The 23071-nt window shown below is 69.4% G+C and carries 15 protein-coding genes; 8 read left to right on the forward strand and 7 right to left on the reverse strand.

What is annotated here, in order from left to right; genetic code table 11:
• Positions 1-1086: 1086 nt before the first annotated feature.
• The 6 genes from ACIQJT_RS37480 (at position 1087) to ACIQJT_RS37505 (ending at position 10347) form a co-directional block, all read left to right on the forward strand.
• The gene (locus ACIQJT_RS37480) at positions 1087-2223 is read left to right on the forward strand and encodes a ricin-type beta-trefoil lectin domain protein (protein ID WP_365463753.1); all 1137 of its coding nucleotides are present in this window, start codon (positions 1087-1089) and stop codon (positions 2221-2223) included.
• A gap of 557 nt (positions 2224-2780) precedes the next feature.
• Complete coding sequence (locus ACIQJT_RS37485) at positions 2781-4223, forward strand: arabinofuranosidase catalytic domain-containing protein (protein ID WP_402650099.1); 1443 nt, start codon at positions 2781-2783, stop codon at positions 4221-4223.
• A 53-nt stretch (positions 4224-4276) separates the two neighbouring features.
• Positions 4277-4435: a hypothetical protein gene (locus tag ACIQJT_RS37490; protein WP_402650100.1), complete on the forward strand. Its 159-nt coding sequence runs from the start codon at positions 4277-4279 to the stop codon at positions 4433-4435.
• A gap of 87 nt (positions 4436-4522) precedes the next feature.
• The gene (locus tag ACIQJT_RS37495; protein WP_402650101.1) at positions 4523-6928 is read left to right on the forward strand and encodes a ricin-type beta-trefoil lectin domain protein; all 2406 of its coding nucleotides are present in this window, start codon (positions 4523-4525) and stop codon (positions 6926-6928) included.
• Between the two features lie 57 nt (positions 6929-6985).
• Positions 6986-8968, forward strand: coding sequence for an alpha-L-fucosidase (locus tag ACIQJT_RS37500; protein WP_402650102.1), 1983 nt, complete (start codon positions 6986-6988; stop codon positions 8966-8968).
• Positions 8969-9039: 71 nt separating this feature from the next.
• Entirely contained in the window at positions 9040-10347 is a 1308-nt protein-coding gene (locus ACIQJT_RS37505; RefSeq protein WP_402650206.1) for a ricin-type beta-trefoil lectin domain protein, read from the forward strand.
• Positions 10348-10473: 126 nt separating this feature from the next.
• Here the strand turns inward: ACIQJT_RS37505 and ACIQJT_RS37510 are convergent, their stop codons facing one another.
• The gene (locus tag ACIQJT_RS37510) at positions 10474-11010 is read right to left on the reverse strand and encodes an isochorismatase family cysteine hydrolase (protein WP_365463765.1); all 537 of its coding nucleotides are present in this window, start codon (positions 11008-11010) and stop codon (positions 10474-10476) included.
• Between the two features lie 387 nt (positions 11011-11397).
• Here ACIQJT_RS37510 and ACIQJT_RS37515 point away from each other — a divergent pair, with 387 nt between their 5' ends.
• Positions 11398-13665, forward strand: coding sequence for a M4 family metallopeptidase (locus ACIQJT_RS37515; RefSeq protein ID WP_402650103.1), 2268 nt, complete (start codon positions 11398-11400; stop codon positions 13663-13665).
• Positions 13666-13765: 100 nt separating this feature from the next.
• On the opposite strand, the gene ACIQJT_RS37520 is transcribed toward ACIQJT_RS37515, so the two are convergent.
• A complete protein-coding gene (locus ACIQJT_RS37520; protein WP_365463771.1) occupies positions 13766-14611 on the reverse strand; it encodes an RNA polymerase sigma factor SigF in 846 nt (281 codons plus the stop codon).
• Positions 14612-14786: 175 nt separating this feature from the next.
• A complete protein-coding gene (locus ACIQJT_RS37525) occupies positions 14787-15689 on the reverse strand; it encodes a LysR family transcriptional regulator (protein ID WP_402650104.1) in 903 nt (300 codons plus the stop codon).
• 127 nt (positions 15690-15816) lie between these two features.
• Here ACIQJT_RS37525 and ACIQJT_RS37530 point away from each other — a divergent pair, with 127 nt between their 5' ends.
• Positions 15817-16692 carry an NAD(P)H-binding protein gene (locus tag ACIQJT_RS37530; RefSeq protein ID WP_365463777.1) on the forward strand — a complete coding sequence of 292 codons (876 nt, stop codon included), beginning with the start codon at positions 15817-15819 and terminating at the stop codon, positions 16690-16692.
• A 175-nt stretch (positions 16693-16867) separates the two neighbouring features.
• On the opposite strand, the gene ACIQJT_RS37535 is transcribed toward ACIQJT_RS37530, so the two are convergent.
• From ACIQJT_RS37535 to ACIQJT_RS37550, 4 genes are all read right to left on the reverse strand, one after another.
• Positions 16868-19321: a glycosyl hydrolase family 95 catalytic domain-containing protein gene (locus tag ACIQJT_RS37535; RefSeq protein WP_402650105.1), complete on the reverse strand. Its 2454-nt coding sequence runs from the start codon at positions 19319-19321 to the stop codon at positions 16868-16870.
• Positions 19322-19393: 72 nt separating this feature from the next.
• A complete protein-coding gene (locus ACIQJT_RS37540) occupies positions 19394-20434 on the reverse strand; it encodes an ABC transporter permease (protein WP_365463783.1) in 1041 nt (346 codons plus the stop codon).
• A complete protein-coding gene (locus ACIQJT_RS37545; RefSeq protein ID WP_365463786.1) occupies positions 20427-21935 on the reverse strand; it encodes a sugar ABC transporter ATP-binding protein in 1509 nt (502 codons plus the stop codon). Before ACIQJT_RS37545 ends, ACIQJT_RS37540 begins: the two co-directional genes overlap by 8 nt.
• A 20-nt stretch (positions 21936-21955) precedes the next feature.
• On the reverse strand, positions 21956-23026 hold the full coding sequence (locus ACIQJT_RS37550; protein WP_402650106.1) for a sugar ABC transporter substrate-binding protein: 1071 nt from the start codon (positions 23024-23026) through the stop codon (positions 21956-21958).
• Positions 23027-23071 lie beyond the last annotated feature (45 nt).

Below are 23071 nucleotides of genomic sequence, written 5' to 3' on the forward strand. Positions count from 1 at the left end.
TCCTACACACCTACAACCACCACCGCTGCCACACCGCACTCGGCGGCCACCCACCGATCAGCCGCGTGAACAACGCTGCGGGCCAATACACCTAGGACGTGCCGTGGACCGCGCATCGGCCCGTGCGGTGCGCACTGCCCTCTCGTCAACCGATGTCCGGAGGCTATGCCCAGCTCAGTGGCATTGCGGGAGGTACGCGAGCGCGCCCGCTCCGGCCGTCGACTCGACCCCCGCCACGCGACGCGCCCCGTCGGCGTGAGGGCACATCGCCGGCCGCCCGCCGTCACGCCGGGTCCGCTTGAGCGAACCGGCCGACGTCGATCCGGCGGCTTGGCGATCGAACCGATTCGGCCCCGGAGCCGGACCGAGGGGGTCGTGGCCCTTGACAGGGTCGCGACATCGGGAGCACCGTCTCCCCCCGAAACCTCTCTGCAATCCCGTTGAAAGAACGGCACCTTCGAGCGCTACGGCACGTGTCAGCACCATCAGCACAGAACCCGACTGGATTCCGCCGACACGGTAGGGAGATCGGATGGGAACGACCGGTACGAGACGCCACGTGCTGGTCGGGCGCGGTGGCGTCCGACGACTGCTCGATGCGTTATGGCGCCATGGAAGGGCGGGAAACGAGCCGGACCAGATATCTGTCCCATCATGGGAGCGCTCCCGCAGCTTTCAGCCGAAAGTGTTCGGCCGTGCCAACTGTGGACCTGCAACGGCCGCTTCCACCAGCGACGGTTCTCGACGCCGGGCGCCTCCACGACCACCGCCCACCGGCCACCAGCCGCCGAACACTGTGCAGGCAGGCGGCGGGCGCAGCGGCCGGCGCCGTGTGACTGTCGGTGAACAGTCCGACGCCTCGTATCCCTGCAAGAACCAGAACAGCCAACTGTGCCTGGACGTCCACGGCGGCAACAGCGACCGGGCCGGCAACTGGACCTGGTGACGGGACCAATGGCCCGGCAAGGACGCACCCGGCACCAACCAGGACTTCACCCCCTGACCCGATCACGCCTCCGGAACGCCCACACGGACCGGCGGTCCGTTCACCCCCACCCACTGACCCGCACCCAGTGAGGAACGCTGATGAAGAAGTACTGGGCATCCTTGGCCGCGGCACTGACGGCCACCCTCGGCTTGGGAGCCGCGTGGCCCGGCGCGGCCACCGCCGCCGAGGCGCCGCCCTCCGCCACACGCACCGCGGCCGCGGCCACGCCGCTGCGGGTGATGCCGTTAGGTGACTCGATCACCTGGGGGGTCGGCAGCCCCTCCGGGAACAGTTACCGCAGCTTCCTCGGGAACAAGCTGACGGCCGAGGGACACACCGTGGACTTCGTCGGCTCGGGGCGCAACGGCACCATGTCCGACCCGGACAACGAAGGTCACTCCGGCTGGCGGATCGATCAGATCGCCGGCATCGCGGACTCCGTGCTGGCGCGATACCGGCCGAACGTGGTCACCCTGGAGATCGGCACCAACGACCTGAACGGCAACTACCAGATCCCCACTGCCGCCGACCGCCTCCATGCACTCATCGACCAGATCACCAGGGCCGTACCCGACGCGACCGTCCTCGTCGGCACCGTGATCGTCTCCACCAGCGGCACCGAGGAGGCCAACCGGCCCGCCTTCAACGCCAAGTTGCCCGGGATCGTCCAGGCCGAACAGGCCGCCGGCAAGCACGTACGCCTGGTCGACATGAGCGCCCTGACCGCCGCGGATCTGTCCGACGCCCTGCACCCCAACGACAGCGGCTTCGGCAAGATGGCGGACGCCTTCAACGCGGGGATCCAGGCCGCGGACGCGGCGGGCTGGATCAAGCCGCCGGATTCCGCGAGCGGGCAGGTGCGCTCCGGGATCGCGGGGAAGTGCCTGGGGGTGAACGGCGGCAACAGCGCCAACGGGACCATCGCGGAGATCCGGTCCTGCGACGGCTCCGCCGCGCAGACGTGGTCGGCGCGCTCCGACGGCACCCTGCGGGCGCTCGGGAAGTGCCTCGACGCGACCGGCCGCGGTACCGCCAACGGCACCAAGATCGTGATCTGGGACTGCAACGGCGGGACCAACCAACAATGGCAGACGTACAACGGCGGCTATCGCAATCCGGCCTCCGGCCGCTGCCTCGACGACCCCAACGCGTCCACCGTCGACGGCACGCAACTCGTCCTGTGGGACTGCAACGGCGGACCTAACCAGCAGTGGACCGCTCTGCCGGTCTCCTGAGCACGTGGCCCCTTCAGCGAGGCACCCTCCTGTGGCCGGTGTCCAACCCTCACGCTGCTTCCGGCACGCGCCGGCCGCGGCCGCAGTCGCGGCGGACAGCGAGCGCAGCGACCGCTCTCTCGGTGGGCAGGTGTAGCCGGGCGCGCAGTTGCACGTGCTCCTGCCCCCGGAGTGCTAACGGGTGACCGGAACCTACACCCGCGTCCGACATGGCGGCCGTCGCCGGACGCGGGCTTCGGCATGCCCTCGGAAGCTTCTCATCTGGCCCGATACATGGGATGGATCGGAGTCTGGTTGTGGATGACGAGCGTATTGACTCGATGAGAGGACTGTGGAATCACTAGGACATGGGATGTCTGAGTGGTTCCCGTGGGGTTCTTGAACGCCCATGCCGGTGGCCGCGGCGGTCCCCGACGAACATCCCGTTCGACCAGGCACAGCAATCTCTGTCCCCTTCCCCCACAGCCCCGAGGAACAGAATGCGGCCTTCACCCTCTCCCCGTCGGAGCCCGGCGGCTCGCGCACCGCGCTTACCGGCGTTCGCCGTAGTGATCGTGATGGCACTGCTGGCCATGTTGTCCGCAACCGCGCAGACGTGGTCGGCACCGGCATCCGCCCCGGCGTCGGCACCGGCACCCCTGGTGAGTCAGGCCTCGGGACGGTGTCTGGACGTCAGGGGCAATGTCGACACACCGGGAACGGCGCTGGACATCCAGGACTGCGACAACCAGCCGAACCAGGCGTTCGAGTTCACCTCGGCGGGCGAGCTGAGGACGATGAGCGGCACCCGCTGCGTGGACGCCTATGACAACCGGACCGCACCGGGAACCCCGGTGATCATCTGGTCGTGCAACGGTCAGTCGAACCAGGCGTGGCGACAGAACGCCGACGGGTCCGTCACCGGTGTCCAGTCCGGCCTGTGCCTGGACGTCAGCGGGGCGGGCACGGCCAACGGCACCGCGGTCATCCTGTGGACCTGCAACGGGCAGAGCAACCAGAAGTGGACCACGTCGACACCTCCGCCCGCCCCCGGCGGGTCGGGCCCGTGCGACCTCTACTCCGCGGGCGGCACGCCGTGCGTCGCCGCGCACAGCACGGTGCGGGCGCTCCACGGGTCGTACGGCGGTAGCCTCTACCAGGTCAGACGTGCCTCGGACAACGCGACCAGGAACATCGGCGTTCGGGTGGCCGGCGGCTTCGCCGACGCGGCGGCGCAGGACTCGTTCTGCGGGGGCACCTCCTGTGTGATCACGGTCGTCTACGACCAGTCCGGACGCGGCAACGACCTGTGGTACCAGGGGTCGGCCCAGGTCCCGGGATCGAGCCAGAGCAGTCCCGCGAAGGCGACCTCGGAGTCGCTGACCGCAGGGGGCACCAAGGCGTACTCGCTGTACATCAATCCCGGTAACAGCTATTGGCGGGACGGTCATCTGACGGGTGTTCCGACCGGCAGCGCGCCCGAAGGGGCGTACATGGTGACCAGCGGCACCCACGTCAACAGCGGCTGCTGCTTCGACTACGGCAACAGCGAGACGACCCGGAAGGCCGACGCGGCCGGGGCGATGGACGCGATCAACTTCGGCACCCAGTGCTGGTTCGGCGGCTGTTCGGGCAGCGGTCCCTGGGTCCAGGCCGACCTCGAGTGGGGCCTGTACTCGGGGGGCAGCCAGTCCTGGAACCCCAACCAGCGGGCGTTCCCCGTCAAGTTCGTCACCGCGATGCTGAAGAACAACGGGACGTCGAGGTTCGCCCTCAAGGGCGGCAACGCCCAGTCCGGCAGTCTCACCACCCTCTGGGACGGCGCGCTTCCCGCCGGATACAGCCCGATGAAGAAGCAGGGCGCCATCGTGCTCGGCAGCGGCGGCGACTGCTGCAAGCCCGGTGGCGGCGCCAACCTGAGCGCCGGCACCTTCTACGAGGGTGCCATCGTGGCCGGCTACCCCTCCGACGCGACCGACAACGCGGTGCAGGCCAACATCATCGCGGCCGGATACCGCTGAATCCCTCTGTCCTACGGCGTGTTCTGCCGCAACCAGACCGAGGAGGTATTGGCATGCACATGATAAAGGCGTCCGTGCCCTGGTCGGCCAACGCCGGCAGCGTGCGCGTCACCCGGGCAGCGGGGGGCGTTCTCGCACTGCCACAGGTCGAGTTGTCGGCCCCGACGGCCGCCACGTTCTGGCCGGAGCTCTGGGCACGCGGTTCGCCGTGAGCGGCACCCGACCGGGACTTCTCCGCCCGCTGAACCGTCCGCCGACCGTACCGGCGTGGACACCCCCACCTGCGAAAGGAACCCACCGTGTCAGCAATCGCACGGCTGTTACGGCGCCTGCGTGTCCCGACGGCCGTGGTCGCGGGCCTCGTCCTGGCCGCCGGCGGCGTCGTGGGCACGACCGCCGCTCCGGCCCGGGCTGCCACCTCCATCGTCCTCAACGGCACCTCCGGCGGCCGGACCTTCGACGGGGTCGGCGCGATCAGCGGGGGAGGGGGCAACAGCAGACTCCTGATCGACTATCCCGAGCCCCAGCGCGGCCAGGTCCTCGACTACCTGTTCCGGCCCGGCTACGGCGCCTCCCTGCAGATGCTCAAGGCCGAGATCGGCGGGGACACCAACTCCACCTCGGGAGCCGAGCCCAGCCACATGCACACCCGCTCCGACCTGAACTGCGACCGGGGCTACGAATGGTGGCTGATGGAGCAGGCCAAGGCCCGCAACCCGAACATCAAGCTGTACGGGCTCGCCTGGGGCGCCCCGGGCTGGATCGGCAACGGCAACTTCTGGTCCACCGACATGGTCGACTACCTGGTCTCCTGGCTGGGCTGCGCCAAGCAGCACGGGCTGAGCATCGACTACCTCGGCGGATGGAACGAGCGGGGCTACAACGTCTCCTGGTACCAGCAGCTGCGGAGCGCGCTCAACAGCAACGGCCACGGCAGCGTCAAGATCGTCGCTGCCGACTCGGACTGGTCCGTGGCCGACGACGTCAACTCCAACCCGGCGTTCGCCTCCGCGGTGAGCGCCATCGGCACGCACTATCCCTGCGGCTACCGGTCCTCCCAGTCCACCTGCTCGGTGCCGGCGGCCGCCATGTCCTCCGGCAAGCCGCTGTGGGCCAGCGAGAACGGCTCGGACGACTACAACGGGGGAGCGCAGGCCCTGGCCCGCGGCATCAACCGCGGATACATCGACGGACGCATGACCGCGTACCTCAACTGGCCCGTGGTCGCCGCGCTCACCCCCAACCTGCCGTACCCCACCATGGGCATGGCCCTGGCCGCGCAGCCATGGTCCGGCTCGTACTCGATCGGCAAGAACACCTGGGTGATGGCGCACACCAGCCAGTTCACCAGCCCGGGATGGCGCTACCTCGACACGTCCAGCGGCTACATCGGCGGCAACCGCGCCAACGGCAGCTACGTCTCGCTGAAGTCCCCGAACAACTCCGACTACTCCACGGTCATCGAGACCGTGGACGCCACCGGCGCGCAGACGCTGAACTTCAACGTCACCGGGGGGCTGTCCACCGGGACCGTCCGCGTCTGGTCCACGGACGTCAGGTCCGCCGACCCGGCCCAGCACTTCGTGCACGCCGCGGACATCACCCCGTCCGGTGGCGGCTTCAGCCTGACCGTCCAGCCCGGCCACCTGTACACCCTGACCACCACGACGGGACAGGGCAAGGGCACCGCCACCGGTCCCGCCCGGAGTGCGCTGAAACTGCCCTACAGCGACTCCTTCGACGGCTACGCCACCGGCACCGAGGCGAAGTACCTCATGGACTGGCAGGGCGCCTTCGAGGCAGTGGCCTGCGGCGGTGGCCGCAGCGGAAAGTGCGTGCGCCAGATGAGCCCGCAGAAGCCGATCACCTGGGACACGCTGACCGATCCGCACGCCCTGCTCGGTGACGTGGGCTGGGGCGACTACACGGTCTCGTCGGACGTGCTGCTCGAACAGTCCGGATACATCGAACTGATCGGCCGCGCGGGCAGCCACGACTACGACCGCACCGGAGGACAGAACGCCTACCGTCTGCGGGTGAGCGACACCGGGGCCTGGTCGATCCTGAACTCGAACACCAACGGCACGGTCTCCACCCTGGCCCGCGGCACGACCGCGGCGCTCGGCACCAACCGGTGGCACACCCTGGCCCTCACCTTCTCCGGCACCACGATCACCGCCGTCATCGACGGCGCCACCGTCGGTTCCGTCAAGGACGGCACCTGGGCCGCCGGACAGATCGGCTACGGGACCAGCCAGGGCGAGACGGCGCAGTTCGACAACCTGTCCATCACGCCCGGCAGCGACGGGAACACCGGCACGGCCGGCCCGATCGTCGGGGTCGGCTCCGGCCGGTGCGTGGACGTGCCGAACCAGTCGCACACGGCCGGCACCCAGGTGGCGCTGTGGGACTGCAACGGCGGCAGCAACCAGCAGTGGACGAACACCTCCGCGGGTGAGCTGCGCGTCTACGGCGACGCTTGCCTGGACGCCGCGGGCCAGGGCACGAGCCCCGGCACCAAGGTGGACATCTGGGACTGCACCGGCGGCGGCAACCAGAAGTGGACGATCCGCGCCGACGGCACGATCACCGGCGATCAGTCAGGTCTGTGCCTGGACGCCACGGGCGCCGGAACGGCCAACGGCACCCTGCTTCAGCTGTGGACCTGCAACGGCAGCAGCAACCAGAAGTGGACGCGCGACTGATCCCGTGACCGGTGGGCGGACTTCCCGAGTCTCCCCGATCCCTCCGAAAGGCCCCGCATGACTTCCTCCTCCCTGCCGCTCAGCCGGCGCCGACTGCTGGCTGCGGCCGGTGCGTCGGCGGCCGCCGGTATGATGCGGTTCGCCCCCGAGGCCGCCGCGACCGACGGCCCCAGCAGCTACACCCCGGCCTGGTCCTCCGTGGAACAGCACCCCCCGGCCCCGGCCTGGTTCCAGGACGCCAAGTTCGGCATCTACTACCACTGGGGCGCCTTCAGCGTTCCCGCCTTCGGCAACGAGTGGTATCCGCGCAACATGTACATCGGCGGCTCGGCCGAGAACAACCACCACAAGGCGACCTACGGCGACCCCTCGGCCTGGCCGTACAGCAACTTCATCGACGGCGGCCGTGACAAGGCGGGCAACTTCGTTCAGTTCGCCCCCAAGCTCGTCTCCCAGGGCGGCAAGTGGGACCCGGATGCCTGGGCCCGGCTGTTCAAGGCCGCGGGCGCCCGGTTCGCCGGCCCGGTCGCCGAGCACCACGACGGCTTCTCCATGTGGAACAGCCGCTCCAACCCGTGGAACTCCGTCCAGCACGGCCCCAAGCTCGACATGGTGGGGCTGCACGCGCAGGCCATCCGCGGGCAGGGCCTGAAGTTCATGGCCTCGCTGCACCACGCCTACCACTTCAACGGGTTCTACGACCACGTGCCCGACCAGTCGGACCCGAACCTGCGCATCCTCTACGGCCAGCAGGGCTCCGCCGCGGAGAACAAGCTCTGGTACGACAAGCTGGCCGAGGTCGTCGACGGCTACCGACCGGACCTGATCTGGCAGGACTTCGCCCTGAACCAGGTGCAGGAGTCCTACCGGCTCCAGTTCCTCGCGTACTACTACAACCAGGCCGTCGCGTGGAACAAGGACGTGGTCGCGACCTACAAGGACGGCTTCAACAACAAGGGTGAGGTCTTCGACTTCGAGCGCGGCGGCCCGGCCGGGCTGCTCACCCCCTACTGGCTGACCGACGACAGCATCTCCTCCTCCAGCTGGTGCTACACGGTCGGCATCGGCTACTACTCCACGCAGGCCATGCTCCACTCGCTGATCGACCGGGTCAGCAAGGGCGGCAACATGCTGCTCAACATCGCCCCGATGGCCGACGGCACCATCCCCTCCGGGCAGCAGTCCGTCCTGCTCGCCATGGGCGACTGGCTCGGCCGCTTCGGAGAGGCGGTCTACTCCACCCGCTCCTGGGCCAGTCACGGCGAGGGCCCCACCAAGATGGGCGGAGGCTCGTTCAGCGGACCGGTGGCCGGCAAACCGCAGGACATCCGGTTCACGCGCAGCCGGGACAACAAGGTCCTCTACGCCACCTCCCTGGGCTGGCAGGGCGGCACCATGACCATCACGACGCTGAACTCCAACCAGATCAACCTCAGCAGCCTGACCGGAGCCCAACTGCTCGACAACACCGCAGGCACCTACGTCAACCTGCCCGCACCGACCCAGGACGCGTCCGGCCTGCACCTCACCATGCCCTCGTCCAACCCGCCCTTCAGCGCCCTGGCGTACACGGTCAAGCTCACCTTCTCCGGTGAGATCCCCGTCCTGGGCGCGCCGGGGGGCTCCACGACCTGGGTCAGGATCGCCAACGTGACCAGCGGACTGGTGCTCGACAGCGGGGGCAACGTGGCCTCCGGTTCCAACCTCAAGCAGTGGAACTACGACGGCAGCACCAATCTGCAGTGGCAGATGATCGACCTCGGCAACGGCTACCACCGCATCGTGAACCGCACCAACGGCATGGTCGCCGACAGTTTCGGCAACTCCGCCAACGGCGCTCCCGCCCGTCAGCAGGCGTGGAACGGCGGCAACAACCAGCAGTGGTCGCTCAACAGCCTCGGCGACAACCGCTACCAGATCGTCAACCGGGGCACCGGCACCGCCCTCGACGGCAGCGGCAGCACCACGGCCGGCTCCAGCACGGTGCTGTGGACGCCGAACTCCAGCACCAACAACGCGTGGACCATCACTGCCGTGTGAACCGGCGCTCCCCGCAGAACGCAAGAACTCCACGACGGAAGAAGGAGAGCATGGAACGCAAACCGCTCTTAATGGCCCTCGCGGCCGCACTGCTCCTCATCCTGACCACCGCGGGCACCTCGTTCAGCAGCGCCCTCGGCGCACCCGCGCCGAGCACGAGGTCCGCCGCCGCGGCGAGCGCCGGCTGCGGCAAGGCCCCGACGCTGACCAGCGGCAACCACACGATTCAGAGCGGCGGCCAGAACCGCAGCTACATCCTGCGGGTTCCGGCCGGCTACGACAGCAACCACCCCTACCGGCTGATCTTCGGCTTCCACTGGCGGGGCGGCACGGCGAACGACGTCGACTCGGGCGGCACGGACGGGTACAACTGGTCCTACTACGGCCTCAGGCGCCTGGCGGACAGCGCGAACAACGGCACGATCTTCGTGGCCCCCCAGGGCAACGGCAACGGCTGGGCCAACCCCGGCGGCCAGGACCTGGCCTTCGTCGACGCCATGGTCAACCAGATCGAAGCGGGCCTGTGCGTCGACACCACCCAGTTGTTCGCCGGCGGCTTCAGCTACGGCGGCGGGATGTCGTACGCCCTCGCCTGTTCCCGGGCGACGGTCTTCCGTGCGGTCGCGGTCTACTCCGGCGCGAACCTCAGCGGCTGCAACGGCGGCACCCAGCCCATCGCCTACATGGGGTTGCACGGCCTCAGGGACAACGTGCTGCCCATCGCGTCGGGACGGCAGCTGCGCGACACCTTCGTCCGGACGAACGGCTGCACCCCGCAGAACCCGCCCGAGCCTGCCAACGGAAGCCTGACGCACATCATCACCACCTACTCCGGATGCAGGTCCGGATACCCGGTCGTCTGGGCCGCGTTCGACGGCGGTCACGATCCCGGTCCCATAGACGGCTCCACCGGTAGCGGCTGGCGCACCTGGACGTCGGCGGCGGTGTGGCAGTTCTTCACCCAGTTCGGCTCGAACCAGCCACCGCAGTCCGGCAACCAGGCAATCGTCGGCCAGCAGTCGGGCCGCTGCCTCGACATCAACAACTCGACCACCGCCAACGGCACACAGGCACAGCTGTGGGACTGCAACGGCGGCTCCAACCAGCGGTGGACCACGACCACCGGGAAGCAGCTGGTCGTCTACGGCAACAAGTGCCTGGGCGTGGGCCAGGGTGCGGGCAACGGCACCCCGGCGGCGATCTGGGACTGCACCGGGCAGCCGGACCAGCAGTGGAACATCAACGCCGACGGCACGATCACAGCGGCGCAGTCCGGGCTCTGCCTGGACGCCAGCGGCCAGGCGACCGCGAACGGGACGAAGATCCAGGTGTGGAGTTGCTCGGGCGGCGCCAACCAGCGCTGGCGCCTCCAGAACTGACGGACCGGGGCCAGGTCCGCAACGGCGCGGGCCTGGCCCCGGGGACCTGCCGTCCAGGCCCGGCGGGTCGACGCGGACGCAGCCCGTGGCAGGCCGACGGTCCGCCCGCAGGCGTCGGCACGCTGTTCAGTCCCACAGCTCACTGCTGTCGCACACCCGCGCGCCCATGTTGCGCTCCATCATGCGCAGTGCCGCGTCCGCGAGATCGGAGTGGATGTGGGCGACCGCGTCGCGCGGGACGACGACGTCGAAGTGGCGGATGTGGGCGTCGAGGGCGGAGTAGAGCACACACTGCTCCGTCACCTGGCCGCACAGCACCAGCCGCTCGATGCCCTGCTGGCGCAGCAGGTAGGACAGCGGGGTCTCGAAGAACACCGAGTGGCGAGCCTTGACCACGAACAGTGAGGAGCGGTCCGGTTTCACCGGTTCCACCAGGTCGGCGTGCGGTCCGGCGAGTGCCTGCTGGAGCAGCTCACCGTGATGAGAGCGCCACTCACCGAAGTTGTCGTTGACGTAGATCACCGTCACGTCCTTCGACCGTGCCGTCTCCAGCAGGTCGGCGAGGACCGGAACGACCTTCCGGGCCGAGGAGAGCAGCTGTTCCGCGTCCGGGTGGTCGTACGTGTTGATCATGTCGATGACGATCAGTGCGGTCTTGCTCATGGCCCCCGGGTTCCCAGGGAACGCATTGTCAACAGGGATGGCGGCGCTGATGTCGGGGCGCGTCGCCGAAGCCCGGCCGGGGCGCGGGGGACTGCTGCTCGTTCGACGGCCGAAAACCGGCGCCGCGTGGGGTGATTTGCCCGACGGTCATGGTCAATTCAAGCCGTTGTATTGATGCTTGCATGACAAAAGAGTGGACGCGGTGCCACTCTTCTGCGGGAAATCACAGTTCCTTCACAGGTTCAGCGCGCGAGACCAGTCGTGTTCCCGTCACCCCCCACCTCCTTCCACCCGCATGCCGTGCAGCGCTCCGGACCGGCGTACCCCGCCGGTCCGTCTCGTCCACGGTCCCCACCACGGGCCGGCCTCGTACCGAAGGAGAACCCGTTGTCCCTGCATCACCACGCGCTCGGGCGGCGCAGACGCGCAGCCGCCCTCGTCCTCACCGCCGTCGGCTCCCTGCTCGCCCTCGCCGCCCCCTCGCCGGCCGGCGCGACCCCGGCCGATACGGCGCACGTGAAGATCACGGCCACCCCCAGGGCCGGTGCGGCCCAGGTACCCCTCACCCCCGCCCGCCGCACCGCCCTGGTGAAGAAGGCCCAGTCCGCTGCGGCCGGTACGGCACAGCGCATCGGGCTGGGCGCCAAGGAGAAGCTCGTCGTCAAGGACGTCCTCACCGACGCGGACGGCACCACGCACACCCGCTACGAGCGCACCTTCTCGGGCCTGCCCGTCCTGGGCGGTGACCTCGTCGTCCACGACCGCGGCGGCCGTACCACCGTCACCAAGGCCAACGCGGCCCGCCTGTCGGTACCCACCCTCACCCCGCGGATCGCGGCTGCCGACGCCGCCGGCGAGGCTCTCACGGCGTCCAGGAAGGACCACGTCAAGGGCGCTGAGGTGGACAACGCCTCCCGGAAGGTGATCTGGGCCGGCAGCGGCAAGCCCGTCCTGGCATGGGAGACCCTCGTCAAGGGCGTCCAGAGGGACGGCACGCCCAGCGAACTCCAGGTCGTCACCGACGCCGTCAGCGGCAAGGAACTCCTGACCGCGCAGAAGGTGCACACCGGTGAGGGCACCGGCCAGTACGTCGGCACGGTCCCGCTCGGCACCACGCAGGTCGGCTCGACGTACCAGCTCAGCGACCCCAACCGTGCCGGACACAAGACCTACGACCTGAACAAGGGCACCTCGGGAACCGGCACCCTCTTCACGGACGACAACGATGTCTGGGGCACCGGCCTGCCGTCCGACCGCCAGACCGCAGGCGTCGACGTGGCCTTCGGAGCCGCGGCCACCTGGGACTTCTACAAGGAGGCCTACGGCCGCAACGGCATCCGCAACGACGGCGTCGCCGCCTACAGCCGCGCCCACTACGGCAACAACTACGTCAACGCCTTCTGGCAGGACTCGTGCTTCTGCATGACCTACGGCGACGGCTCGGGCAACACCCACCCGCTCACAGCGCTCGACGTGGCCGCCCACGAGATGAGCCACGGCGTCACCGCTGCCACCGCGGGACTGGTCTACGCGGGTGAGTCCGGCGGTCTGAACGAGGCGACGTCCGACATCTTCGCCGCCGCCGTCGAGTTCCACGAGAACCTCCCGGCCGACCCCGGCGACTACCTCGTCGGCGAGAAGATCGACATCAACGGCGACGGCACCCCGCTGCGTTACATGGACAAGCCCTCCAGGGACGGTGACTCCAGGGACAGTTGGAGCTCCAGCCTGGGCGGGATCGACGTCCACTACTCGTCCGGCCCCGCGAACCACTTCTTCTACCTGCTCTCCGAGGGCAGCGGCGCCAAGACCGTCAACGGCGTCTCCTACGACAGCCCCACCTCCGACGGCCGTCCCGTCACCGGCATCGGCATCGAGAACGCCGCCGCGATCTGGTACCGCGCGCTGACGACGTACATGACCTCGACGACCGACTACGCCGGCGCCCGCACCGCCACCCTGTCCGCCGCCGCCGACCTGTTCGGCGCCTACAGCCCGACCTACCTGGCCGTCTCCGACGCCTGGGCAGGCATCAACGTCGGCAACCGCATCGCCCTCGGCGTCAACCTCGCCCCGATCGCCGACCAGATCAGCGGCGTCGACCAGGCGGTCACCTTCCAGGTCGACGCCTACACCACCAACACGGACGCCACGCTGACCTACGAGGCCACCGGCCTGCCCGACGGCCTGGCCATCAGCCCCAGCGGTCTGATCAGCGGCACCCCCACCACCCTCGGGACCGGCGACGTCACCGTGACGGTGACCGACAGCACCGGGGCGAGTGCCTCGGACACCTTCAGGTGGCAGATCGCCTACGTCTACGGAAACGCCACCCGCGTCGACATCCCCGACAACGGTGCCGCGGTGGAGTCCCCGGTGACCATCACCGGCCGTGACGGCAACGCCTCCGCGACCACCACCGTCCACGTCTCCATCGTCCACACCTACCGCGGTGACCTGACCGTCGACCTCGTCGGCCCCAACGGCACCGTCTACTCCCTGCTCAACCGCAGCGGCGGCTCCGCCGACAACGTCGACCAGACCTTCACGGTCGACGCCTCCGCCCAACCGCTCAACGGCACCTGGAAACTGCGCGTGCAGGACCGGGCGTCGATCGACGTCGGGTACATCGCGCGATGGGAACTGACACCCTGACCCGACAGCACACAGCCGCCCGGATCCCTGGGGATCCGGGCGGCGCCGTTCGTTCCGTCGGGTACGCCGCGCCGGCTCTCGGCACCGGCGGGCACGGGTGTCACTGAGTGGTGAGCATGCCCTCGCGCAGTCGGGCGAGGGTGCGGGAAAGCAGACGGGAGACATGCATCTGCGAGACGCCGAGGCGCTCGCCGATCTGCGCCTGGGTGAGTTCCTCGACGAACCGCATGTGGATGATCCGGCGGTCCCGCTCGTCGAGTTCCGCGATCATGGGGGCCAGGGCGTGGAAGTCCTCCACCAGCTCCAGTGCCGCGTCGTCCGCGCCGATGAAGTCCGCGAGCGAGCCTTCGCCGTCCTCTGTGCCGTCGATGGTGGCGTCCAGGGAGGTGGAGTTGTAGGCGTTCGAGGCCAACCGCGCCTCGAGGACCTCGGCTTCGGGCAGGGACATCAGCTCGGACAGTTCCTTGACCGTGGGGGTCCGGCCCAGGCGGCTGCGGAGTTCCTCGGTGGCGCGGGCCAGCTGGACCCGGGCCTCCTGCAGACGGCGCGGCACGTGGACGGCCCAGGTGGTGTCGCGGAAGAACCGCTTGATCTCACCCACGATGTAGGGGATGGCGAAGGAGGTGAACTCCACCTCACGGGTGAGTTCGAAGCGGTCGATCGCCTTGATCAGGCCGATCATGCCGACCTGGACGATGTCCTCCATCTCCTCCGGACCCCGGCTGCGGAACCGCCCCGCGGCGAAACGCACCAGGGACATGTTCATCTCGATCAGCGTGTTCCTGGCGTACTGGTACTCGGGCGTGCCCTCCTCCAGTACGGCGAGCTGGTCGAAGAACAGCTTGGTGAGAGCACGGGCGTCCTTGGGGGCGACCTTGGAGGGGTCGGCGAGTTCCGGCAGCTCCCTCAGGTGAGTCTCTGTCCTTGCCGCGCTCACTGCCACCACGGTGCTTCCCTCCCGAGACATCTGATCGCCTGTCTGATGGAGACACAGGCTGACGAAAGGCCGCCTTCCCGCGGATCCGCCGCTCATGCCTGCCCGTATCACTTTCTGTCCTCACGGGAGGTGCAGCGGCTGCTCTCGTACGAGGCGAGAGCCAACACGAGAGCAGACACGGGGCTCAGGCGGTCGTACTGTGCACGGGGGGCTCTGCTCGTGCGTGGTGGGCGCCTGCGATCGCGACAGCGGCGCGCACGAAAGCGGCGACGGCCGTCGAGCGGGCCTCCTGGGGCCACGCGACGGCCAGCGTGCAGTTCGGCAGGTCGCTGACCGGCCGGTAGGCGACTCCGGGGCGCGGGTTGCGGCGGGCGACCGAGGCGGGCGCGAAGAACACGATGCTGCCCGTCTCGACGAGGCTGAAGATCTCCGACAGGTTGGAGGCCGGTGCCGTCCCACCGGGCTGCGACGGCGCGGTGGGACCCTCGTCGGCAGGCGCGCCGTCGAGGAGGCGGCGGCCGGCGAGGTCCGCGAGGCACAGCCGGGTTCGGGCGGCCAGCGGGTCGGTGGCCGCCATGGCGACCAGGACCGGCTCGGTCAGCAGCGGCTCGCTGTCCAGTCCGCGTTCGTCCACGGGGCGGAGCACGAGTGCTACGTCGGCGAGACCGTCGCGCAGCGCCTGGGGCTGAGCGCCGAACCCGCCGAGGACCAGTTCCGGGGGCAGGGCAGCGGGATCGGTGCTGTAGGCGTCCAGGATCTGCGGCAGCAGACCGCCGTCGATGTCGGCCTTGAGGGCGATGCGCAACCTGGGCGAGGCGCTGCCGGCGTGCCGCGCCCGGTGGGCGGCGGCGGTGACCGCCTCCAGGGCGGTTCTGGCGTCACGGAGCAGAACCTCTCCGGCACCGGTGAGTTCCACCTGCCGGGTGGTCCGTTCGAACAGCGTCACGCCGAGCTGTCGTTCGAGGCTGCGGATCGTCCGGGAGAGAGGGGGCTGCGTCATGCTCAGTCGGTCGGCGGCCCGCCCGAAGTGCAGTTCCTCCGCCACCGCGACGAAGCAGCGGAGCTGCCGCACCTCCAGATCATTCATGCCTCCACGGTATCAATAGCGATCGAGATGGTCCTTCACCTGCACTGTTGCGCCCGGTTCACTCGAGAGCGACCGTCCGGCACGCCCCTTCGGGATGCGCCCTCGACCGCCCTGCATGGAGACACTCATGATCGTCATCACCACACCGACCGGTGACATCGGCCGGCAAATCCTGGACCGCGTCCTGGACAGCGGTGAGCCCGTCCGCGTGATCGCCCGCGACTCCTCCCGCCTCCCGGACCACGTGCACGCGCGGGCGGAGGTGGTGCAGGGCTCGCACGCCGACGCGGACACGATCGCGAGGGCACTGGAGGACGCCGACCGGCTGTTCTGGCTCGTCCCCCCGGCCGGCTTCCGGGACGCGGGTCCCGCCCGAAGCCACTACCTGGACTTCACCCGGGCGGCAGCCCGGGAAGCCGCCGACCGGGGAGTGCGGATGGTGCACGTCACCTCCCTGGGACACGGATACAAAGGTGAGGCGGGACTGCTGTCGGCCGCGCTCGGCATGGACGAGCTGATCGAGAGCACCGGTGTGCAGTACCGGGCACTGGCGCTGCCGTTCTTCATGGAGAACGTCCTCCGCCAGGCCGAGTCGATCACACACCACGGCGTGTTCTCCATGGCGAACACCGCGGACCGGCCTTTGCCGACCGTCGCCACGCAGGACGTGGCCACCGCGGCGGCAGCCCTTCTGCTGGACGGCACCTGGACCGGTCAGGCCCGCATACCCCTGGTCGGCCCCGACCACCTGACCCCTGACGGCATGGCCGAGATCATCTCCGAAACCCTGGGCCGCCCGGTGCGCTACGAACAGGTGCCGCTCGCCGACTTCCAGGTCCGCATGGTGCGGCACGGCATGAGCCCCGCGCTGGCCCGGGACATGGCCGACATGGTCAACGCGCAGAACAACGGCATCTACGACGCCGAACCCCACGGCCCGGCCCGCACCACCGACTTCCGCCGGTGGTGTCAGAACGTCCTGAAGCCGGCCGTCCGGTCCTGACCGGCGCACCGCCCTGCGGGTTGCTCGTACGCCGCCGAGCCGAGCAGGGGAGGCCTCCCGTGCGGGCGGCGGAAGGGCCTGTTGCTGCTGGGCGGGCGCGCTGGAAGGGAAGGAGCGGCGGTGTCCCCGCCGCGACCGCCGGCGCCTCGTTGCTGCGCCCTTCCACCGTCCGGCCCTAGCCGGTGGGCAGGGAGACGGTGATGTCGGTGCGTCGCCCGGCGACCAGGGACACCTCGCGGGCGTAGGAGCCGAGGGGTGAAGCGGCCACGGTCGCCGAGGTGGTCATCGAGGTCATGCCGCGACGGCTGACGAGGGTGACGGTCTGGTCGACCTCCGAGGTGACGGAGAGCGTGGCGGCGCGGGCGGGCAGGTCCCAGCTGAAGGTGTGGACGCGGATCCGACCACGCGTGCGTACGCCGGTGATGGTGCCCCGGGCGAGTTGGTCGGGCAGGGCCGGCAGGACCTCCAGCACTCCGGGCCGGGAGTAGATCAGGGCCTCCGCGAGCACACCCGGCAGGGCGTTCGCGGCGTCCGCGTTGTAGATGTCCAGGTCGGGATTGTGCGAGGTCATCAGCGACCTGAAGAGCATGTTGTTGCCGATGATCTTCCTCAGGTTGTCGTAGACCTTGCCACCGTCCTTCAGACGAGCGGCGGCCAGCGCACGGTGGAGACTGCCGTGGGCGGAGACGTTCTGATCACCGCGCTTCTCCAGGGCCCTGAGCGCCGGACCGACGAGTGCGGGCTGCTCCTCGGGGTTGATCTCGTGCAACGGCCATGCGCCGTACAGGTGCTGGACATGGCGGTGGTCGTAGTGGTCGGTCAGGGTGGGCCAGGACCATTCGGCGAGCGCGCCGTCGCTGTTGACGCGGTAGTCGGGCAGCTTGGCCAGCAGCGCCGTCCAGCGGGACACGCCCTGTCCGCTGCCCTGCTCCACGCCCAGCGCATTGGCCGCGTCGACGGCGGCCTGGAGGGCGTGCCGGCCGGCCATGATGTCGCCGGTGGCGTTGACCGACAGGCACACGCCGGTGTTGCCGGGCGCGTTCTCCATGGAGAAGGACGGCACGAAGACGGCCTTGCCGTTCGCGTCGGTCCGGGACAGGAAGTCCTCGTAGAACAGGGCCAGTTCCATCAAGGCCGGCGCCAGCCTGGTGCGGTGGAACTCGCTGTCGCCGGTGACCTCGTAGTACTCCAGCATCGGGTACAGCAACCAGTCGGCGCCGCCGGTCCAGCAGTGGCCCGGGAACTCGTCGTTGTCGAAGTGGAGCATGTGGCCGTACTCGCCGTCGGTGCGGGAGGGGGCGAGGAAGCCGCGAGCGCCGTAGAGGTGGGCGGCGTTGGTGCGCCAGTCGGCGAGCTGGCCGAGGACCAGGTCGAAGTAGCCCTGCATGACCTCGGTGGTGTCGAGGATGTTGGCGCCCGCGACCTGGAGGTTGATGTTGGCGTCGGTCGTGAAGTCGTCGGCCCAGGCGCCGTTCCAGGAGCCCGTCCAGATGCCGGTGAGGCGGGGCGGCAGGACTCCGCTGGAGCTGAGGAAGAGGTAGCGGCCCGAGTCGTACAGCCGCTCGAGCAGCGCGAGGTCGATGACGTCACGGTCCGCGTTCTGGCGGGCGATGAGTTCGCTGACGGAGAGCCTGCGGTCGGCGTCGGGGACGTCGAGGTCGAGGCGGGAGCGGTCGTACAACTCGGTGTGGAGCGCGGTGTGCGCCGAACGCAGGGCGGCGTAGTCGGTGCCGGTCGCGGCCAGTTGGGCGTGCAGCGGCTCGGAGTCCCATGCGGTGGAGGACTCGTAGCGGTCCAGCTTGGTCAGCAGGAGCACACCGGCGGCCCCGGCCACGACGATCGTGGAGCCGCTGACGGTCACCGAGGAGTTCGCCCCCGTCGCCGTGACACGCGTGACGCCCTCGTAGCCGAAGGCGCCCTGCCCCGCGGGATAGGTACCGCGCAGGTTCAGATAGCCGTCGCCGTCCTTCACCGTGGCGCGGGTGGTGAAACCGACGGTGCCGGGGACACCGTCGAGCGCGGTGTTGACGCTCAGCGTGGTGTCGACCGTGCGGCCCGGGGCGGCGATCAGCTCGTGGACGATCACGTTGTCGGCCCGGGAGACGAACGCCCGGCGCGTCCAGGTGCCGTACGGGTCGGTCCAGCTGGAGCTGACCTCCCCGGTGCGGTAGTCGGTGGTCCGGGTGTAGTCGTTGACCGTGGTCATGCCCGGCGTGCTGATGAGGAGTTCGTAGGCCGGATGGTAGGTCTGCGTCCAGCGCAGTGACCATCCGGAGGCGAAGTCCCTGTTCGCGCCGGCGTAGTCGCCGGCCAGGGCCTTGTCCCGCACGCCGTCGAGGCGCCCGGAGAGCACGGGGGGCTCGAGTGTGCGGGTGCCGTTCGGCAGCACCAGCCGGTGGTGGTTGAGCACCACCTTCTCCAGCGTTGCCGCACCGTGCAGTACGGCGCCGTGCTCGCCGTTGCCGGTGAGGAAGCCGTCGGTCCAGGAGACGGCGGGGGAGGTGTCGTGGATGCCCCGGTCGGGGAGCGTGACCTGTGGGGGAGCGGCGGCCCCGGCGGTGGTCGGGTCCGTGGAGCCGATCGGGTCCACGGAGCCGTTCGAGGAGCCGTCCAAGGGGTGGTTCGTCACGCAGGATCCTTCGGGAGAACAGGGTGGAGACAGAGGGCGGAGGCGACCCGGGGAGGTGGTCGCCTCCACCGGCTAATCCTGGACCTTGCCCCCGGTGACCCGGGAGAGTGCCAGGGCGATCAGGATGATGGCGCCGTTGAGTGCGCCGATCCACTGTGCGGGGACCCCGCCGAGGGTGAGGACGTTCTGGATCAGGAAGAGCAGCAGGATGCCGGTGAAAGCACCGAACATCGTGCCCTTGCCGCCGTTGAGACTGATGCCGCCGATGACGGCCGCGGCGAACACCGTGAAGATGTAGCCGTTGCCCTGCGCGGACGCCACCGAGGCGAGACGCCCCGAGAGCATCAGACCGCTGAGCGCCGCCAGCAGGCTCGCGGTGACGATGACGATCCACAGCACCCGGTCGGTGCGGATGCCGGCCGCCTTCGCCGCGTCGACGTTGCCGCCGATCGCGTAGAGGGAGCGGCCGAAACTGGTGAAGCCGAGCACCACGATCCCGACGGCGAACAGGATGAGGCAGACCCACACCGAGGCGGGCATGCCCAGCCACTCGGCCGTGCCGATGTACAGCATCGACTGCGGCAGCTGGAAGAACGTCTGACCGCCCGAGATGCCGGTGAGGATGCCGCGCAGCACGATCAGCATGCCCAGGGTCACGATGAAGCCGTTGAGGCCGAACCGGATGATGAACAGGGCGTTGACCGCGCCGACCAGCAGGCCGACGGCGAGGGTGACCGGTACCGACCAGGCGCCCGGGAGCAGCCCGAGGCCGTGTGTGGCGCCCGCCGGGACCGTGAGCCAGGCGGCGACGCCGGGGGCGAGGCCGACCGTGGACTCCAGGGAGAGGTCCATCTTCTTGACGATCAGCACCAGTGTCTGCGCCAGGACCAGGACCGCGATCTCGGACATGGTCTGGAGCACGTTGATGAGGTTGTCGGCCTGGAGGAACACCGGGTTGACGATCTGGCCGACGATCGCGATGACGATGATCGCGGGAATGAGGGCGAGGTCGCGCAGCCGGGCGAAGGCGATCCTGCGCCCTCCCGCCCTGGGGCCGGCCGGTTGTTCGTCCGGCGGGGTCTTCGCGGTGGTCGCGGCCGCTGTCTCAGACATCGAGGTCCACTCCTTCCATCGCGGCCACCAGCTCGTGGTCGTGCCAGCCGCTGAGCTTCTCGGCGACCACGCGGCCCTGGAACATCACCAGGACCCGGTCGCACATGCGCAGGTCGTCGAGTTCGTCGGAGGCGATGAGCACGCCGGTGCCGGACTCGGCGGTCTCCTCGACCTTGCCGAGGAGGAACTCCTTGGACCGCACGTCGACGCCGGCGGTCGGGTTGATGAGCACCAGCACCTTGGGGTCGTTGGCCAGGGCGCGGGCCATGACGACCTTCTGCTGGTTGCCTCCGGAGAGCCCGGACACCTCCAGGTCGGGACCCGGTGTCTTGATCGCCAGATTGTCGATCATGTCCTTGGCGAGTTCGTCGCGGCGGCGGCGGTCGATGAACCCGGGCGGGCCGAGCCGTTCCGGGATGGTCAGGGTCGCGTTGTCCGCGATGGACATCGCGGGTACGTAGCCCTGGTGATGACGGTCCTGCGGGACGAATCCGACACCGGCCCGCAGGGCCGCGGGGACGCTGCCCGGCCGGGGCCTGGCTCCCGCGATCTCCACCGTGCCGGTGTCGGCGGCGCGCAGACCCACCACGGTCTCGGCCAGTTCGGTGCGGCCACTGCTCGCCGCGCCGGCCAGACCCACGATTTCGCCGCCCCGGACCCCGAACGACACGTCGTCGTAGGCACCGTCGAGGGAGGCACCGCCGACCGTGAGGACCTCGGGAACCGCGGAGGCGACCGGGCCGCGGCGCCTGCCCGTGCTCTCCACCGCGGCGTCGCCCGTCATGGCGGCGACCAGCTCGGAGCGGGGCAGGTCGGTGACGGAGGCGGTGAGGATGTGCCGGGCGTCGCGGAACACCGTCACCGTGTCGCAGATCTCGTAGATCTCCTGAAGGTGGTGACTGATGAACAGGAAGGTGACGCCCTGTTCCTGGAGGTCCCTGATGCGGCCGAAGAGGCGGTCGATGGCCGCCGCGTCCAGCTGCGCGGTGGGCTCGTCGAGGACGATGAAGCGGGCGCCGAAGGAGAGCGCCCTGGCGATCTCCACGAACTGCCGCTGCTCGACGTCGAGTTCACCGGCCGCGGTGCGCACGTCCACGTCGACCGACCAGGTCCGCAGCAGCTCCTCGGCCTTGCGGCGAAGCGTGCGCCAGCTGATCAGGCCGCCCGGACCGCGGTCGTGACGGTTCAGGAAGAGGTTCTCCGCCACCGTCAGTTCGGGGATGATCGTCGACTTCTGGTAGACGCAGGCCACCCGTTGCCGCCACGCGTCCCGGTCGGCGAGGCGGGGGGCCGGTTCGCCGCCGAAGGTCACCGTGCCCGTGTCGGGTGCCTGGAGGCCGGTGAGGATCGACACGAGGGTCGACTTGCCGGCGCCGTTGCGTCCCACCAGCGCGTGTGTCTGCCCGGGGGCGATCGTGATCCGTGCGTCGCTGAGCGCGACCGTGGATCCGTACCGCTTCGTGATCCCCGCCGCCTCGGCGACGGGCGGAGCCGTGAGCATGTCTGCGTGTCGCCTTCCGGTCAGCCGAGGTTGTTGCCCCAGAGGGACTTGTCGTCGCTCTTGAGGCTGCTGACACCGCCGTAGGTGCCGCCGTCGGCGGTGACGAGCGGGGCCGACAGCTGGTCCTCGAGCACTCCGTCGCGGACCTGGATGATGGTGCTGTCATGGTCGGTCTTGCCGGGCTTGAAGGTCTTGCCGTCGATCGCCGCCTTCAGGTAGTAGAGGGCGTACTTGGCGTAGAGGTCGGCCGGCTGGGAGACCGTGGCGTCGATCTGGCCGCCGCCGATGTCCTTGAGCTCCTCGGGGATGCCGTCGTTGGACACGACGAAGACGTGCTTCTTGTCGGCCGGGCCGACCAGCAGGCCCTTCTGCTTGAGCACTTGGAGCGTGCCCGAGAGCGCGAAGCTGGACTGCATGTAGACGCCCTTGATGTCCGGGTGGGCCGTCAGGTCGGTCTGGAGCTTCTGCGCGGCGACGGCCCCGTCCCAGTTGGTGGCCTCGCCGAAGACCCTGATGCCGGGGTAGTTCTTCTTCATGCAGTCGTTGAACGCCTCGGTGCGGTCACGGCCGTTGATGGAGGAGAGGTCGCCCTGGAGCATGACGACCTTGCCCTTGCCGTGCAGCTTGGTGCCGAGGAACTGACAGGCCTTCTCGCCGTACGCCCGGTTGTCGGCCCGCACCACCATGTAGACCTTGCCGGTGTCGGGGCGGGTGTCCACGGTGACGACGGGGATCTTCTTCGCCTCCATCTGCGCCAGCGTGGGCGCGACGGCCGCGGTGTCCTGGGGGGCCATGGCCACTCCCTTGACGCCCTGGCTGATGAACGTCTGGGCGTTCGCGGTCAGCTTGGCGACGTCGTTCTGGGAGTTGGTGGTCTTCAGGTCGAGGCCCAGCTCCTTGGCGTACTGGGGCGTGTACTTGATGTACGAGTTCCAGAAGTCGGTGTCGGAGCGCGGGTAGTCGACGCCCACCACCGGCTTGCCGCCGCTCGAACCGTCGGCCGTGCCGGAGCTCTGGCAGGCGGTGAGGGCGGAGACCGTGAGGACGGCGAGTGCACCGAAACAGGCGTACCGGGTGTGTCTGAGCGTCATTGCTCATCTCCTTGGTGCGGGAAGGCCGGGAAGCGGATGGGGGTG

It is taken from the genome of Streptomyces sp. NPDC091972 (assembly GCF_044756385.1).
Taxonomy (GTDB): Bacteria; Actinomycetota; Actinomycetes; order Streptomycetales; family Streptomycetaceae; genus Streptomyces.